The organism is Lysinibacillus sp. FSL L8-0312 (genome assembly GCF_038003285.1).
Classification (GTDB): domain Bacteria; phylum Bacillota; class Bacilli; order Bacillales_A; family Planococcaceae; genus Lysinibacillus; species Lysinibacillus fusiformis_D.
Window position 1 is genome coordinate 1,287,872 of sequence record NZ_JBBOOV010000001.1, and the last position, 15,959, is coordinate 1,303,830.

Genomic DNA, 15,959 nt, shown 5'->3' on the forward strand with positions numbered 1-15,959 from the left:
AGCGAACGTCAACCAATCCATCAAATCATTGGAGAAAGTATGAATATTTACTCGAATAAGCGTTTTTTCACTAAAGGCATAAATGTATACTATATAAATGTATCAATAAAAAAGAACCCCGTAGAAAACGGGATTTTTTTTCACGATTTAATTGATTTTGTCTTGTACAATGCATTCTTTGGATTAATGATGATCAATAACAGGGCGGCTACTGAATATAAAATGGCATTATACATCATTAAATCAACGAGATGCCCATTCACTAAACCAATAAAAAAATTAACGAATTGGTGAATGATGATGGGGATGATTAAATTCTGATTGATATTATAAAATCCTGCCATAATAATACTCGTCGCTATGATGGCTATCATAAAGAAGCCACTATATTGGAGTAAATCCATGCCCATAAAGCCAGTCGTAAGCCATATCGGTAAATGCCATAGCCCCCACCAAAACCCGATGATGATAGAGGCGACTAATGCGGAATACTTCTTTTGAAGCTCCAGTAGGGCAAAACCCCTCCATCCCAATTCTTCACCTAATGGTCCTGATAAAAGATTTCTAAAAAAGTAATAGCTCAGTATAACCCAAGAAGAGATTGTAAAAATAGAATCTGTTTGATGATTATTCATAACTAGACTCAAAATAATAATAAAAATGACGACTTGAATCGTCAGCACTGAAAAAATCACCGATCCGTTCAACCTATTCTTAAATTTTTGTTTCACAAAGTGTAGAAAGCTCTGTCCAGGATATATTTTCGGAAATAATATAGCGAAGGCAAAGGTTGATGACCATGCTGATAGACAGCGTATTACATCGAAAACCCATGTTGGAAACCCTAACAGCTTGACAGCTCCTACAAGACAAAAAAGCGGCCAAAAAATGACATTGGTTAAGACAATAAAACTCGCTACAGGTCTTTTTAGCTTCTTATTTCTATTCATGTTGATCCCCCATTTCATTGCACTGAACTTCAGCATAAACCTGGGGGTTGCTCACAGGTCAATCATCTATCTCTATTTTTACTTTATTGGCACATACATTTCTAAAAAAATACGTTCCAGCCCTTCTTCATACGTAACTAGCAGTAGATTGATATACACAAGCCCTAACAGCTCATAGCCCATTTCCTCGGCTACTTTTCTCATACTGGCTTCCACTTGATCGTCCGTATTTTTACCACCTGTAGACCATCTACCATCTTCAATGATTGTATAAAGACATTTTGGATAGGCTCGAATTTCCCCAGCTATTGCCTTGTCATCATCTTCAACTTTTCTGGTAATTATAAATTGTTCTTCTAGTATCCCTTCATCATTAAACCGTATTACTCTTCTTAATGATGTAAGGACCACTGCTTTTTTTAAACTATCAGTGTTTTCTTTTAGAATGTCATATTCATCATAAGCTGTATAATGATCTATTTCTCCCATTATCTCTAGTGGTTTCATTTCTTTTATACTGTATGTTCCTAAACATTGTTTAATTTTTTTACAATCTTCCTTGACTCTTTGTAACTTTTTTAATTGTCGTTTTTTATAGGCAATCTCCTCCAACATTTCCTGCTCTTTTTCTTCTAATAATGAGCGAATGCCCTCGATACTCTTGCCTCTTCTTAATTCCTGTATTATTTTGATTTCCAAATCAATTTCTCGATAAAAATTGACCGTTGTTAGGTCATAGATATCAAAATGGGTATAGCTTCTGTAGCCATTTCCTTTATTTTGCTGAGGCTTTATCAATCCTTTTTCTTCATAAAATTTTATCGTATCTCTAGAAATGCCTAAAAATTTAGCAACTTGTCCAATAGTGTACATTGTATTCTCCTTTTTTAGCTTCATCTTCCCTACTATATCAACAATTTCAGGTAAATATGAAAAAAACTGTCGCCATGCATAGGGAGCATGGCAACAGTCTGATTATTGCTATTTTTTATTGAAAAATGATTTGCCTAGAAATTCAATGGTTGCAGGTGCGAGTGCATATAACTTACTCGATAATCCCATGATCCTTGGTAAATTTACCTCACGAACTGGACGGTCAATTGTTTGAACTGTAGCTTGTGCCACTTCTTCTGCTGATAATAAAAATCTTCCTAAGGACTCCCTGTAGCCACTTGCATCATTTGCCTTATCTAAAAATGGAGTATCGATGGGACCTGGGTGGATGGCGGTTACTTTCACATTGTATGGAGCTAACTCCATACGAAGTCCATTCGTGAAACCGACAATGGCATGCTTGGTAGCAGCATAAACACTCGCTTTCGGTGTTGCCACCTTTCCTGCCTGTGACCCAATAAAAATTAGATGACCATGCTGTTGTGTCATCATTGCAGAGGCTAATCGTTTGGCAAGGTAAATCGGTACACTTACATTCAATTCAATCATTTGAGCAATATCCCCATCCTTTAAAGCAGGGGCTACAGCAAATTTCCCTACACCTGCTGAAAGAATCGCCACATCAATGGGTGGGAGCTGTGAACAAACATCATCGAGTGTATGTAAATTGGTTAAATCAGCTTGGATAACGTGAGCTCCTAAACGTTCTAGCACCTTTAGTGCAACAGCATTACGACCCGTGGCATAAACTGTATGCCCTTGAGCTACAAGTAATTCTGTCGTTTTTAAGCCGACACCACTTGTTGCACCTGTTACGAAGATCGTCTTTTTATATTTATTCATGTGTAAACCTACTTCCTTTGAAATAAATAGATACCCGCTTCGGTCTTCGTTGATTTAATATAATCATTGGCTTCTAAATAATCTAAATGCCCTAGTGTTTTGGACAAGGTTAATCCTAGCTGATGCTGGAATATGGCTGGATACAAGCGTTTTGTTACTTGTACAACCGTTAATTGATCGTCACCTAGCAACTCATTAACTTTCAATGATTGCTGATGCTGGCGCTCTAATCGTTTATCAATTAAAGAAGGAATATCCTCTAAATCGGCCCCATGCCCTGTATGCATCATTTTGATGGGTAATTGGCGTAGAATTTCGAGTGATTCATTGTATTGCAGTAAGGATTTTGGACGTCCTAATGTACGATCTAATGGTGGCTCGATTAATGGATTGGGCGTTATTTTTTCGAGTAATAAATCGCCCCCAATAACATGATGCGTTTTTTCATCCCAGAAAATAAAATGGCTTTGTGCGTGACCTAATGTTTCAATTGCCTTTAATCCTGGATGACCAGGCACTTCATCTCCATCCACCAAAATTTGTGTTAATGGGCGTTCACCCACAAGCTCTAATTCACGACGAACATGTACACTTTTTGTAATATATTCTTGTGGTACCCCATGCTCTAATAAACGCTCACTGTAAAATTGCTCGTGATAGCTTAAAAACGCTTCATCATGACGAAGCCATTTATCATTATAGGCATGCCCCAAAATTTCTGCATGTGGAAAGGCATCGACCCATCCTGCATGGTCAGGATGATGGTGGGTTAACACAACCTGTTCAATATCTCGCATGTCAAAGCCAGCTGCTCGAATTCCCCATTTCAAAGCATCATAGGCTTCCATCGTTTTTGGTCCAACATCAAAAATGCTGAGTGCATCGCCCTTTACAATAAATGCATTGACATCTCCTACTTCATAGGGTGTTGGAATTTCTATTTTGACTATAGACAAAGTTGTCTCCCCCTTTTTACGAGCTAGTGAATACTGATTCATTCTATTTTACAAGTTTTTTCTGTTTTCGTCATCCTCCTGTTGACAGTTTGCTAATTCCTCACTATAATTTTGAATAATCTAATTATTTTTTGTGCGTTGAAGAAGCCGAGTACGTAACTGGTGAAGGTGTTAGAGAGTGTTACATTTGCTGAGAGTAACATCACCCGCTCCCATTACTGAACCTACTTCTGAGCAGTTATGCAAACATAACCGTTTCCCTTGCGATAAGAGGGCTAAGAGTTGTGCCAACAATTGGCAAACAAAGGTGGTACCGCGGAAACGAGAGCGTTTTCGTCCTTCAAGATAAGGACGAGAGCGCTTTTTTATTTTGAACTGGAGGTTTTGTTTATGAAAAAAATAGTATTTATCGGTGCAGGCTCAATGGCAGAAGCATTGATGCAGGGCTGGATAAAACAAAAGGTGTTTACACCACAGGAAATCTATGTCACCAATCGCTCTGACAAAGAACGTTTACAGTTCTTACACGAAACATATGGAGTCCAGTGCCTGTTTGATCAAGCCATTTATCAACAGGCAGATCTTATCATTTTAGCAATGAAGCCAAAGGATGCTGTTGCAGCCATGCGCGATCTAAAACCTAAAATGACAACGCACTCTGCCGTTCTGTCGATTCTAGCCGGTATTGCTATTGAGACGATTACTAAATTTTTAGGAAGTCGTCCAATTGCACGGGTGATGCCTAACACATCTGCCACAATCGGTATGTCAGCAAGTGGGATAGCATTCAATAATGAGGTGTCGGCGGCACAGCGTATTCTTTTCCTCCAGTTATTAGAGGCTGTCGGCTCCGTTATTGAAGTCGATGAGGATCAATTACATGCAGTTACAGCCCTTTCTGGTAGTGGTCCTGCGTATATTTATTATTTAATGGAAGCCTTTGAAAGAGTAGGAACAAAAGTTGGTCTTTCTAAAGATACTGTACGATTACTAATGACTCAAACACTGGCAGGTACTGCTGAAATGCTCAAGCAATCGGTAGATGAGCCGGATGTTTTGCGGAAAAAAGTAACGAGCCCTGGCGGTACGACGGAGGCTGGTATTCAGGCACTAGAGCAATATCAATTTAATGAAGCCATCGAAGCATGTATTAAAGAAGCGGAAGCGCGATCTCGTTCACTTGCAAATGGTTAATATTATGTGCAAAATAGAGTGTATCACTAGGAATTAGGGGGCTTTATTTTGAGTAAATTATTCGAACCATATGCATTACAATCCATTTCCTTAAAAAATCGCATTGTTATGGCACCTATGTGCATGTATTCAGCGCAAGACGATGGCATGGTGACACCTTTTCATTTAGTCCATTATGCGACACGAGCAGCTGGTCAAGTCGGGTTAATCATCTTGGAAGCTACTGGTGTTGTGCCAGAAGGCCGCATCTCCAATAAGGATTTAGGCATTTGGGATGATGCACATATTGAAGGATTAAGTCAACTAGTTGAAGGGATGAAGGCTTACGGCGCTAAAACAGGCATCCAGCTTGCACATGCTGGTCGCAAAGCAACGGTGGATGGCGAAATTTTTGCTCCATCAGCTATTGCCTTTAGCTCAGACTATAAAACACCAATAGAAATGACAGAAGAGGACATTCTTTATGTAATAGAAGCGTTTAAACAAGCAGCTGTTCGTGCCACAAAGGCTGGCTTTGATGTGCTCGAGATTCATGGGGCACACGGCTATTTAATTAGCGAGTTTTTATCACCTGCGACAAATAAACGTCAAGATCAATACGGTGGTTCACAGGAAAACCGTTATCGTATCCTTCGTCAAGTTATCGATGCGATTCGCAGTGTGTGGGATGGGCCATTATTGGTACGTGTATCTGCAGAAGATTACGCTGAGGATGGCACAACAATGGAAGATTTTATTGTTTTTAGTCGCTGGATGAAATCTCAAGGTGTTGATTTGGTTGATGTATCAACAGGCGGTGTTGTACCAGCAGCTATTCATGTCTTTCCAGGCTATCAAGTATCGCATGCAGAGGCCATTAAGCATGGGGCAAACATCCCTACTGGCGCAGTTGGACTTATTACAACAGCTGTTCAAGCAGAAGAAATTCTCCAAAATAATCGCGCAGATTTAATTTTCTTAGCACGCGTTTTATTACGAGACCCTTATTGGCCACTTCATGCGGCTAAAGAATTAGGCGAAGAAGTGCAACCTCCCGTACAATACGTGCGCGGTTGGTAAATTGATTTGCAGTAAAAAAACAGCTTGTTATCCCGCAAGCTGTTTTTTCATTAGAAAAGTGGGTTTTGTTTTAATTCTTCATCAATAGCCTGCACCAATGTCTCTGCGTCCTCTGCTGTCACGACTTCTCCATTAACTAGCGCAAAAATACTTTGCTCACAGATTTCACAGTGAGATGTACAACCAGATTCCTCTATCTCAATATCATCCCGTTCTACTAATTCATCATACGCATCTGCCGCACCAAGTGATAAATTAGTGATACAAAACTCCACTCTATTTTTTAGCTGCTGTTGTTCTTTCTTTTTTTTAAATAGAGAAAATACCATGTTTATTGACCTCCTACTCTTTAAAAACGATCATACCACAATTCGACAAAGTCTATGAAAACCCTTACACTGAACAGCATCATTTCAAAATCATTTTTGACCATCTTGTGAATTATAAATAATTTCTTGTTTGCAATAAATCTAATAATCCATCTGGTACTTGTGTAGATTCCTTATAAAAGAGGTATACGGGTACACTCGGTAATGGGAAATCTTCAAAAGGAACTATATTAAACCGTCCCTCCATCCGTTCTTTTCTCACAATCATACGAGGTAAAAACGACATCCCCAACCCATCCTTTATTAGCCTTTTTACCACATAAGATTGAGAAATGGATACTTGCTTCGTGAAAACATATGTTTCTCTTAATTTACGTAATAGCTCTCCCCAAATTGTTGGATGATGATGCGTAAATAAAGTATACGTTTGAAATAACTCCTCATAATCAATATAAGTGCCTGTTTCATCATCATAGGCATCTAGGGGGATTACTAACTCTACTGGACTATCAATCAGCAGCTCTTGATGCCAATGTCGATAACGTGTTGATAATAATGAAATACCAATATGAGCTTGATCTTGATTGACTAAATCCTCTATTTTAGCTGAATCCTCTACTAAAATTGATATCTCAAGTGAAGGATTGTCATTGATAAATTGATAGATCACATGCGGCAGAATCGTTTCAACCATTAACGGGGTCATAGCCATAATGATTTTTTCTTGAATACCTTTACTTGCTAATCGAATACGTTCAATGCTTTGTTCCCACTGATTGACCATTTGCTGTGCCTCTACTTGAAAAAGCTTTCCAGCGTCTGTTAATTGCACACGATTTTTTTCGCGCTTAAATAATTGTACATGCAGAAATTCCTCTAACTGCTGAATATGAACCGTAATACTTGGTTGAGATAAATGAAGTTGTTCCGCTGCTGTACGAAAATTACAAGTCTGGGCTGCGACGATAAAAGATTGTAACCATTTATATTCCAAAATTTCACCTCAGTGATTAAAAATATTAATTAAATTTATTAAATATATTTAATTTACTAAATTATACAATAAGAATAGAATGATGATGAACTTGATTATGTATGTAAAAAGGAGAGAATCATATGCCGCACACTATATTAAGTCGTCAATTTCAGATGTTTGCTCAACAGGAATGTCAAGGCTCAAGCCCCCTTTATGAACATTTAGCTACTAAAATTGCCAATGATGAAGATTTGTTAGACATTGCCTCCTTAATCCCACAGGATCAGCCTGCGCCCAATTTATTGTTGGCAGCAGTTCATTATTTATTAGCTACATCCAATGATCCTTTGACCAATTATTATGCATCTTTAACACCCTCCCCTCATCCAATACAGGAGGTGTTCCCTATTTTTAAAGCATTCGTACTATCACATACAAATGAATTAACGACATTGTTTCAAGAAAAGCTTGTACAAACAAATGAAATTCGACGTTGTGCCTATCTCTACCCAATGATGACTGAAATCTATGCCAAACATCAACAACCATTGGCTTTCATTGAAATAGGCGCAAGTGCAGGACTTCAGCTTGGTATGGATCACTACAATTATTGCTACAATCAACAATTATCCATTATCAATACGGAAAATGATTATATGTTATTCTCGGAAAATCGTGGTGAAACACTGCCTACCTCCCTTTCCCAATCTCCTATTGTTTGTCAAAGAATAGGGATCGATTTAAAGCCAATTAATCTTGGAAATAAAGTAGAAAGTCAATGGCTTCAAGCGTTAATTTGGCCTGAACATCATGAACGTAGAATATTATTCCAACAGGCCCTCCCCATCATCAATCAATTAGATATTCAGTTAATAAAAGGGGATGCGATTCAACTGATTAAAAAGCTTAGTCGAATAATTGAGCAAGAGGCGATGTTAGTGATTTATCATACACATGTCGCAAATCAAATCCCCATTGAATTACGTCATAAATTAATAGAGCAATTAAAAGAAATTAGCATGGGTAGGCCTCTTTATCATTGCTATAACAATTTATTTGATACAAAACTTCATCAAGATTTTATAGATCAAGGTACTATCATATCCATACGTACAATGCCGCGTCCAGATGGGCATGCACGATGGTTTGAATGGTCAAATAGTTAGCTTAGACGCAAAAAGAAACGCTGTGTCAGACTATTTACACAGCGTTTCATCTATTAATCTTTAAAAATCATATTCTGCATCTTTTTTTGCCCGAATTTCTGCAAAGGCATCTGCTACCATGACTGTATCCTCTGCTAACCGTGCTAGTCGGAAAAGGACATCATCGTTAACAATTTCTTTGCGTAAAAAATCCTTTTCTTCTATAAATACATAGGTCGGAACGATGTGTGCTTTCATATAAGCTAGTATCGGCTTTAGTTGCTGTTCCACCATTAAATAATGCTTGGATGTACCCGCTGTCACAATGACACTGATGACTTTATCGCGGAAGGCATTGACAGGTAAAAGGTCAAAGATATTTTTTAATGTCGCTGGAATCGATGCTTGGAATGTTGGCGTCCCAATAACAATTGCATCTGCAGCCATAATGGTTTCTGTTACATATTTTGTATCGCCTTCGTAGTCGAAGTAATTACGTCCATCACTAAAAACTAGTTGATAGTCAGCAAGATCCAGTAATGTTACTTCATGCTGTGGATATTTTTCTTGTAACATCTCAACTATTTTCTGTGTTGCTGTTCTTGTTTTAGAGCCGACAATAGAACCTGCAAGCGCGACAATTTTCATGATGAGCCACTCCTTATTTTGCTGTATATTTTTTCATCGCTGGAATAATATCCTGACCGATGATTTCAATATTTTTCATAATTTTATCGAATGGTACGCCACCAAAATCGATTTGTGCCATAAAGCGTTGCATGCCATATAGCTCGTACTGATAAAGTAGTTTTTCAATAATTTGCTCTTTACTGCCAACCATTAAAGCATCACGTGTATCGGGTGCTTGAGCAAATTGTTGCTTTGGATAACCTCCGCCACGAATGGCTTGGAAACCACCATTTAAATGTGGATACATGCCTTGCAATGCCTCTTTTGTTGTATCTGCTACATAAAACAAGCTTGTTGTGGCAATAGGTAATTCATTTGGGTCAAAACCTTTGCGTTCTGCCGCTTCTCGATAGGCATCAACAGATGGTTTAAAATTGATAGCAGGTCCACCTAATGTTGTAAGCATCATCGGAATTCCCATATATCCTGCTTTTATAGCGCTGGCAGGTGGACCACCAACTGCTCGCCAAATCGGTAAGGAGCCGTTTTTGGGCTGTGGTAAAATTTGTGCATGGTGAAGTGGTGCTCGAAATTGCCCTTCCCATGTCACCAGCTCCTCGTCATTGATTTTCATAAGTAGCTCTAATTTTTCCTCAAAAATTTCTTCATAGTCCTGTAAATCAATACCCAGCAATTGGTAAGCTCCTACACGTGACCCACGTCCCGCTACAATTTCTGCTCGACCATCTGATATTAAATCAATTGTGGCAAAATCCTCATAGATACGTACTGGATCTGAAACACTTAATACAGTTGCTGAGCTAGATAATTTAATAGTGGACGTTGCCTGTGCAATAGCCCCTAACACGACTGTATGTGCCTGTGTTGTAAAGTACGATTGATGACTCTCACCAATACCAAATACATCAATGCCTGCTTGCTCAGCCAATTGACTAGCCTCTACTAGCTCTTTTAGTCGTTGCTGGGCAGAAATACGCTCGCCTGTTAATGGGTTTGGAATATGATCCCCTAAAGAGTACAGCCCGAATTCCAATCCTTTTGATTGATCGATACGATATTTTTCCATCATGTTTCATCTCTCCTTATTCTAGTGGTTCTAAAATGGCTTCAATTTCTGCACGTTTCTTTTCTAAAAAGGGTGGAAGGTCTAGCTCTTTTCCAAGATCTTCGACTGCTGAATCCACAGTAAACCCTGGACCCTCTGTCGCCATTTCAAATAAAATACCGTTGCGATCTCTGAAATAAAGACTTTGGAAATAATAACGATCGACGACACCTGTACTATCCAAACCCTGTGTCTTAATTTTCGTATCCCATTCCTGTAATTCCTCGACCGTTGCTACACGTAATGCAAGATGGTGAATACTGCCTTTACCAGGTTTCTCGCTTGGCCCTTCTAATTCTTTGACGACAATTTCTCCAAGCACTTCTCCTTCTATCGATTGCAGAATCGTTTCTTTGTCCGTTTCTGCAACAACTGTATAGTGAAATAAATCTTGTAGTAAATTCACGGTTCTTTGTAAATAGCGTACAGTGATTTCAACAGTCCCCATACCTAAAATACGATGTTCCTCCGGTATATCATTGCCATCCCATGCTTGCCATTGTGCAGGCGTATCATGCCCCTGATGATTTAACAGCACCATTCGTAATCCCTCATGATCTTCAAAAAACAAAGCCTCTTTGCCTGCATAAGTAGTGATATCGCTATGTTCTACCTCTAGCTGTTGAAAGCGTTCTTTCCAATATAGTAAGCTTTCGGAGCTAGGTACAAGTAAGCCAATACGAGTAATAGCATTCGTGCCCCGCACTGTACGTCCTGCAACGGGCATTTCAAAAAATGTTAATTCTGTACCAGCTGCTCCAGTTAAGTCACCATAAAATAAGTGATACATAGATGGTGAGTCTTGATTCACTGTTTTTTTCACACGTCGTAACCCTAAAATAGTTGTATAAAAATGATTATTCTGTTTGCCATTTTTCGTTAGCATGGATATATGATGGTGTCCATTTAATTTATTCATCCTACTGTTCCTCCTTTTTCACTTGACTAAGCAAGTGATGTTGTAAAAAAAATTACACGGGCGGCAATTTTTTTTCTCGGCTATGCTTTTCAAGCTTTGTCATCACTTTATATAAAGATTTTATTTCTTCATCTGATAATACTTCTTCAAAAAATGAGGATTGGAAGTGAAGTTGACTTGGTGTTGCTGCATCAATCATTTGCTCCCCTTTTGCCGTCAATGAGATAGCTTTGGTCTTCCAATTTTGTTTACGCTCGATTAGTCCCTCTTTTTCAAGTCGGGCAAGCATGCGAGACATGCCACCTTGTGTAACTGTTACTTTCTCTGCTAATTGAGATTGAGTGATCGGTGCATACGTTTGGATTTGGATTAACACATCGAATTGTGCCGTTGTTAAATCGAAACGCTTTAAAAATTCATTCGATAACTGGTTACTTTGCGTTGTAAAGCGCATCATACGAATCCATGTTAATGTGCCTAATGTATGATTTCTCATGACTTCATCCTCCCTTCAGTTATCACTTTACCACGCAAGTGATAACATTGCAAGAACAATATCTCGAATTTGAGATATTGTTTTACAGAGGAGAGTCCCTATATGATGCCAGGTGATGTAATCGGGTATAAATTTCCCTGAAAAGCAAAAGAAATCCTACCTGTTTCTTCTGAGACGACCATCACAAGTGCATCACTTACTTCACTTAATCCTAACGCTGCACGATGTCTTGTTCCTAATTTTTTTTCACCAGTTTGACGGTCTGATAATGGCAGTACATTCGCTGCCGATTCAATTTGATTTTGATTGACGAGTACCGCTCCATCATGTAATGGATTACCTGGAAAGAAAATGGATTCTAATAAGGAATGCGTTAAATCTGCCCCAATATGAATACCAGGCTGCATCAAATTCACTAACGAATCCTGTCGTTGGATGACAATTAAACCACCATGTCTTCTCAACGACATATTTTGCACACTATGTGATAATTCCGGATACTTTTCTGTAAACGGGGAAAGATAACAATTTAAATAAAACGTCGCGGCTTTCATTTCAATTGTCATAAATCTCTCTTTAATTTTCTCAAAATTGCCAAGGAGACAATTTGCATCTGTATCCATTTCTTGCACACTTTGCTGTAAGGACATAATCACTTGGAGAAGCTCATCTTTTAATGTTTCTTTCATTGGTGAAAAATCACAATTTATTGGATTCATAAAAAGCACCTCTCTTTTCTAAAATTGTGAAGCTTCTTCTTCCATTAGTTTCTCTCGATAAACTATTTTTATGCGTCAAGGAGATGGTGGCTATTTGGCATTTGGCTTCTTCATATATAAAGACAGTAGTAGTCCCACAGCACTTAAAATCGTTGTGACAATAAACGCTGTGCGAATGCCATTTAGCATAGCATCAGCAACACCCATTTCTTGCTGTAAAGTAGTTACCGTACTCATGATGGTTACAAGTAATGCCGTTACTAATGCACCACCGACCATACGCAATGTACTATTCATCGCTGTCGCATGTGCCATCAAATGGGTAGGTAAGGCATTCATGCCAGCGGTTGTCAGCGGCATCATAATCATTGAAATCCCAAAGGAAATCATCGTAAAGAGACATGCCAGTAGCCAAAGTTTTGTATGCATTGATAATGCTAGGAAAGCACCTGAACCCATTAAGATACTGGTGAACCCTACCAGTGCTAAGCCTTTTCCACCCACTTTATCGAAAATCTTCCCTGTCACTGGCGACAATATACCCATTACAAGCGCACCTATCAATAAAACCAGCCCTGTTTCGAGTGCCGACAGCTGCCGTACATTTTGAATATAAAATGTGATAAGTATTTGTGTACCAATCATGAGGGCATAAACTAAACTCGATAAAAAAGTTGTAATAGAGAACATGGCGGATTGAAATACACGAAATTCAAGCATTGGTTTAGGCAATTGAAGCTGACGTCTAATAAATAGAAACAGCGTAATTCCTCCTACCATTAATGATGCAAGTACTGGCATTGATTGAAATCCAACAGCTCCTGCGATGCTGAAACCATATAACAGGCCACCCCAACCTAAAGAAGAATAGACGATAGAAAGAGCATCTAGCTGCCCCTCTTTTTTTGTCGTGACATTTTTCATAAAAATCGTGGCCACAGTCAAAACAATAACTGAAACGGGTAAGACAGTAAAAAACAGATGTCGCCATGTAAAATGTTCTAAAATCCAGCCTGATAATGTTGGGCCTATTGCTGGTGCAAAACCTGTTACAAGGCCAGCTAGCCCCATAATGGAACCTCGCTTTTCTTTTGGATACATCGTTAATAAAATCGTTTGCATTAAGGGCATGATCACCCCTGCTCCAGCCGCTTGAATAACTCGAGCCATAAGTAAAACCGTAAAGGTTGGGGCAAAGGCGCCTAAAAATGTACCCATACTAAATAAAGTGAGAGCCACTATTAACAGTAATCGATTGGAAAAACGACCAATCAGAAAAGCTGTAATAGGTATGAGAATACCATTCGTTAATAAATATACTGTCGTGAGCCATTGTGCTAAATTAGCATCAATCTTGAAATCGTTCATAATTGGTGGCATAGCTATGAGTAATAATGTTTGATTGAGAATAGACACAAATGCTGCAGATAGTAGAATTGCTACTATGACATTTCTTTTTTCGTTCATGAAACTTCCCCCTAAATAGTATGTTAGTTAGTGATAACTAACATTTTACTTAAAAAATATATGCAAACTATGTGAGTGAACCATTAAACACAGACTCCACTCACAAAAGTAGCAACTAAATGTTGAATAAAAATTTCTTGTTGATCTTTTAGAAAATGTTGGTCCCATAGCGCATTGGAAACAAAAAAACCAAACAGGCTCGTTAAAAAAACAATGGCTTGTCCGTTTGTATCTATTTCCTTCATCTTTCCTTGTTCAATTTGAGATTGAAAATAAACGGCCAGTAAGCTTAGTAATTGTTTAGTTTGGTTATCCGAAATTGTATCCATTAACCCTGGTAGCATACTTCTATCTTGTGTAGTAATGAGAAAAATTGGTTTATTTTTTTCCATAAAGGCTAGATATGTGTTAGCAATTTGCTTTAAATCATTCTCTAAGTTTCCGGATAAATCTTGTGCAAATAAATGTTCAAAGTATGGGATATATGAGTGGCTTTGCAGGACAGCATGAAGAATTCCTAGTTTTGTTTCAAAATGACGGAAGACAGTCATTTCACTAACACCAGCAGTGGCAGCAATATCTTTTACCGAAACATTCGAATAGCCCCTTTCTGTCATTAGACTTGTTGCTGCATCAAGAATTTTATCTTTTGTGCCTTTTTTCATTGTACACGCCTCCAAAATGTTAGTTATGACTAACAAAAATATAGAGGATAGAGCTCAGTTTGTCAAAAAAAATGTGTTGTTACTAGAATACATTCTAATAACAACACGGATGAGCTACATATGACCTGCCCGAATTTTCTTCACAATACTAAAAGTCGTGTAGGCAGCAGCAGGTGCTAATACGATAATAAAAATAATCCAAACGGTTAAATTATTTGTTGCTTTTAGCGTTTCATAATTCGAGATGACAAAAATAATTAATCCGAATAGTAATAAATAGCTCAGCACATTTGGAAAAATAACAATTAATCGCAATAGTGCTGGCGGCATCTTTTGTTGATTCAATTAAACCACACCCCTTTTTTCAATTATACGGGAAGTGAAGGATCGATTGTACTATATTTTTCCTTTTAAACGCTATATTTACCTGCAAATCGTTGGCGTTTTTCTACTGTTGTATTTAATTGGTTGATCAATGTAGTTATGCTTTTCATATTTTCCGCTTGATGTATAGCCTTCTGAGCAAATATCTTTCTCCTTGGCTAGTAACAAACATTCCATGAGTCGAACTGAAAATAGTGATAGTAAGAACTATATATAAAAAACATCTATTAGTTGCATGTCAATCAATAGATGTTTTTTAAATTAGTTTAGATTAATTTATTATTTTGCCAAGTAAAAATGGCTTGATCGGATGTCAGTAATGTTTGGGGGAAAATTGCCTGTGCTTCTGCCAAAAATTGTGGTAAATCCTGTGGAAGAAAACGGGCACTTAAATGATTTAAAAGCAAGTAGTCTGCGCCAGCTTGCTGTGCGACTTGTGCTGCTTCCACATTGGTAGCATGACCATAGCTGGCTGCTAAAGCAGTCAGTGTCCCATCAAAGGTCGCTTCATGTACAATGATGTCAGCATCCCTTGATAATTGAATGGCCTCTTCGCAATATTTCGTATCGCCCAAAATCGTCAGTGTGAAGCCCTTTTTTGAGGGGGCAACAACGTCTTTTGCTTGAATCACATGCCCATTTTCAAGCACGACATCGTAACCATTTTTTAATTGACCAAGCAAAGGGCCTTTAGGAACACCAAGTGCCTGTGCCTTGTCGATTAATAATTCACCAGGTAAATCCTTTTGTTCAATACGATACCCATAGCATGGTACAACATGGCGCAATTCCTGTGCATAAATTGCAAAATGAGCATCCTCAAAAATAATCCCTTCTTGCACTTCTACAAAATACAGTGGATACGTTAAATGGGTTTTAGATAAGGCTAATGTTTGTTCAATCCATTGCTGTAATCCTGGGGGACCAAAGATCGTTAAAGGCTCATCCCCTCCTTGAAAGGAACGAGAGCTTAAAAACCCTGGCAATCCAAAAATATGGTCGCCATGTAAATGTGTAATAAAAATTTTTGTTACTTTACGTGGCTTTAACGATGTGTGTAGGATTTGATGTTGTGTAGCCTCCCCACAGTCAAATAGCCACATTTCGCTCACTTCATCTAATAACTTGATCATCAATGCACTCGTATTTCGCTCTTTTGAAGGCATGCCTGCGCCTGTCCCTAAAAAATGTAGTTGCACATATGCCA

Annotated in this window: 18 protein-coding genes; 3 read left to right on the forward strand and 15 right to left on the reverse strand. The window is 38.4% G+C overall.

What is annotated here, in order from left to right:
- Positions 1–140 precede the first annotated feature (140 nt).
- The 4 genes from MHI22_RS06600 to MHI22_RS06615 form a co-directional block, all read right to left on the reverse strand.
- Entirely contained in the window at positions 141–950 is an 810-nt protein-coding gene (locus MHI22_RS06600) for a CPBP family intramembrane glutamic endopeptidase (RefSeq protein ID WP_340811439.1), read from the reverse strand.
- Positions 951–1,028: 78 nt separating this feature from the next.
- Entirely contained in the window at positions 1,029–1,823 is a 795-nt protein-coding gene (locus MHI22_RS06605) for a MerR family transcriptional regulator (protein WP_340811441.1), read from the reverse strand.
- A 108-nt stretch (positions 1,824–1,931) separates the two neighbouring features.
- Positions 1,932–2,687, reverse strand: a complete 756-nt coding sequence (locus tag MHI22_RS06610) for an SDR family NAD(P)-dependent oxidoreductase (protein ID WP_340809177.1) — start codon at positions 2,685–2,687, stop codon at positions 1,932–1,934.
- Between the two features lie 8 nt (positions 2,688–2,695).
- Entirely contained in the window at positions 2,696–3,685 is a 990-nt protein-coding gene (locus tag MHI22_RS06615; protein WP_170829910.1) for an MBL fold metallo-hydrolase, read from the reverse strand.
- Positions 3,686–4,033: 348 nt separating this feature from the next.
- Here MHI22_RS06615 and proC point away from each other — a divergent pair, with 348 nt between their 5' ends.
- Together proC and namA are read left to right on the forward strand one after the other, a co-directional pair.
- The gene (gene proC / locus MHI22_RS06620; RefSeq protein ID WP_101966769.1) at positions 4,034–4,837 is read left to right on the forward strand and encodes a pyrroline-5-carboxylate reductase; all 804 of its coding nucleotides are present in this window, start codon (positions 4,034–4,036) and stop codon (positions 4,835–4,837) included.
- A 48-nt stretch (positions 4,838–4,885) separates the two neighbouring features.
- On the forward strand, positions 4,886–5,896 hold the full coding sequence (gene namA / locus MHI22_RS06625; RefSeq protein WP_340809179.1) for an NADPH dehydrogenase NamA: 1,011 nt from the start codon (positions 4,886–4,888) through the stop codon (positions 5,894–5,896).
- A gap of 50 nt (positions 5,897–5,946) precedes the next feature.
- Here namA and MHI22_RS06630 read toward each other — a convergent pair whose 3' ends face one another.
- A complete protein-coding gene (locus tag MHI22_RS06630; protein ID WP_080717045.1) occupies positions 5,947–6,225 on the reverse strand; it encodes a DUF1450 domain-containing protein in 279 nt (92 codons plus the stop codon).
- A 112-nt stretch (positions 6,226–6,337) separates the two neighbouring features.
- A complete protein-coding gene (locus MHI22_RS06635) occupies positions 6,338–7,219 on the reverse strand; it encodes a LysR family transcriptional regulator (RefSeq protein ID WP_340809180.1) in 882 nt (293 codons plus the stop codon).
- Positions 7,220–7,341: 122 nt separating this feature from the next.
- Between MHI22_RS06635 and MHI22_RS06640 the strand changes: the two genes are divergently transcribed.
- The gene (locus tag MHI22_RS06640) at positions 7,342–8,367 is read left to right on the forward strand and encodes a DUF2332 domain-containing protein (RefSeq protein ID WP_340809181.1); all 1,026 of its coding nucleotides are present in this window, start codon (positions 7,342–7,344) and stop codon (positions 8,365–8,367) included.
- A gap of 60 nt (positions 8,368–8,427) precedes the next feature.
- On the opposite strand, the gene MHI22_RS06645 is transcribed toward MHI22_RS06640, so the two are convergent.
- From MHI22_RS06645 to rnz, 9 genes are all read right to left on the reverse strand, one after another.
- On the reverse strand, positions 8,428–8,994 hold the full coding sequence (locus MHI22_RS06645) for an NADPH-dependent FMN reductase (protein ID WP_058844525.1): 567 nt from the start codon (positions 8,992–8,994) through the stop codon (positions 8,428–8,430).
- Between the two features lie 13 nt (positions 8,995–9,007).
- On the reverse strand, positions 9,008–10,063 hold the full coding sequence (locus MHI22_RS06650) for an LLM class flavin-dependent oxidoreductase (RefSeq protein ID WP_101966785.1): 1,056 nt from the start codon (positions 10,061–10,063) through the stop codon (positions 9,008–9,010).
- Between the two features lie 16 nt (positions 10,064–10,079).
- Entirely contained in the window at positions 10,080–11,021 is a 942-nt protein-coding gene (locus MHI22_RS06655) for a ring-cleaving dioxygenase (RefSeq protein WP_340811445.1), read from the reverse strand.
- Between the two features lie 52 nt (positions 11,022–11,073).
- Positions 11,074–11,517 carry a MarR family winged helix-turn-helix transcriptional regulator gene (locus tag MHI22_RS06660; protein WP_036120090.1) on the reverse strand — a complete coding sequence of 148 codons (444 nt, stop codon included), beginning with the start codon at positions 11,515–11,517 and terminating at the stop codon, positions 11,074–11,076.
- Positions 11,518–11,615: 98 nt separating this feature from the next.
- Complete coding sequence (gene cdaS / locus MHI22_RS06665; protein WP_036120087.1) at positions 11,616–12,236, reverse strand: sporulation-specific diadenylate cyclase CdaS; 621 nt, start codon at positions 12,234–12,236, stop codon at positions 11,616–11,618.
- 90 nt (positions 12,237–12,326) lie between these two features.
- On the reverse strand, positions 12,327–13,703 hold the full coding sequence (locus tag MHI22_RS06670) for an MDR family MFS transporter (protein ID WP_340811447.1): 1,377 nt from the start codon (positions 13,701–13,703) through the stop codon (positions 12,327–12,329).
- Between the two features lie 83 nt (positions 13,704–13,786).
- The gene (locus tag MHI22_RS06675; RefSeq protein WP_036120081.1) at positions 13,787–14,368 is read right to left on the reverse strand and encodes a TetR/AcrR family transcriptional regulator; all 582 of its coding nucleotides are present in this window, start codon (positions 14,366–14,368) and stop codon (positions 13,787–13,789) included.
- 114 nt (positions 14,369–14,482) lie between these two features.
- Complete coding sequence (locus MHI22_RS06680) at positions 14,483–14,713, reverse strand: hypothetical protein (protein ID WP_036120078.1); 231 nt, start codon at positions 14,711–14,713, stop codon at positions 14,483–14,485.
- Positions 14,714–15,018: 305 nt separating this feature from the next.
- Positions 15,019–15,951, reverse strand: a complete 933-nt coding sequence (rnz, locus tag MHI22_RS06685; RefSeq protein ID WP_058844523.1) for a ribonuclease Z — start codon at positions 15,949–15,951, stop codon at positions 15,019–15,021.
- Between the last annotated feature and the right edge of the window lie 8 nt (positions 15,952–15,959).

Excerpts from the sequence above, each read along its gene's own strand:
- MHI22_RS06600 (WP_340811439.1), bottom strand. The coding sequence starts at position 950 with ATGAATAGAAATAAGAAGCTAAAAAGACCTGTAGCGAGTTTTATTGTC.
- MHI22_RS06605 (WP_340811441.1), bottom strand. The coding sequence starts at position 1,823 with ATGTACACTATTGGACAAGTTGCTAAATTTTTAGGCATTTCTAGAGAT.
- MHI22_RS06610 (WP_340809177.1), bottom strand. The coding sequence starts at position 2,687 with ATGAATAAATATAAAAAGACGATCTTCGTAACAGGTGCAACAAGTGGT.
- MHI22_RS06615 (WP_170829910.1), bottom strand. The coding sequence starts at position 3,685 with ATGAATCAGTATTCACTAGCTCGTAAAAAGGGGGAGACAACTTTGTCT.
- proC (WP_101966769.1), top strand. The coding sequence starts at position 4,034 with ATGAAAAAAATAGTATTTATCGGTGCAGGCTCAATGGCAGAAGCATTG.
- MHI22_RS06630 (WP_080717045.1), bottom strand. The coding sequence starts at position 6,225 with ATGGTATTTTCTCTATTTAAAAAAAAGAAAGAACAACAGCAGCTAAAA.
- MHI22_RS06640 (WP_340809181.1), top strand. The coding sequence starts at position 7,342 with ATGCCGCACACTATATTAAGTCGTCAATTTCAGATGTTTGCTCAACAG.
- MHI22_RS06645 (WP_058844525.1), bottom strand. The coding sequence starts at position 8,994 with ATGAAAATTGTCGCGCTTGCAGGTTCTATTGTCGGCTCTAAAACAAGA.
- MHI22_RS06650 (WP_101966785.1), bottom strand. The coding sequence starts at position 10,063 with ATGGAAAAATATCGTATCGATCAATCAAAAGGATTGGAATTCGGGCTG.
- MHI22_RS06655 (WP_340811445.1), bottom strand. The coding sequence starts at position 11,021 with ATGAATAAATTAAATGGACACCATCATATATCCATGCTAACGAAAAAT.
- MHI22_RS06660 (WP_036120090.1), bottom strand. The coding sequence starts at position 11,517 with ATGAGAAATCATACATTAGGCACATTAACATGGATTCGTATGATGCGC.
- cdaS (WP_036120087.1), bottom strand. The coding sequence starts at position 12,236 with ATGAATCCAATAAATTGTGATTTTTCACCAATGAAAGAAACATTAAAA.
- MHI22_RS06670 (WP_340811447.1), bottom strand. The coding sequence starts at position 13,703 with ATGAACGAAAAAAGAAATGTCATAGTAGCAATTCTACTATCTGCAGCA.
- MHI22_RS06675 (WP_036120081.1), bottom strand. The coding sequence starts at position 14,368 with ATGAAAAAAGGCACAAAAGATAAAATTCTTGATGCAGCAACAAGTCTA.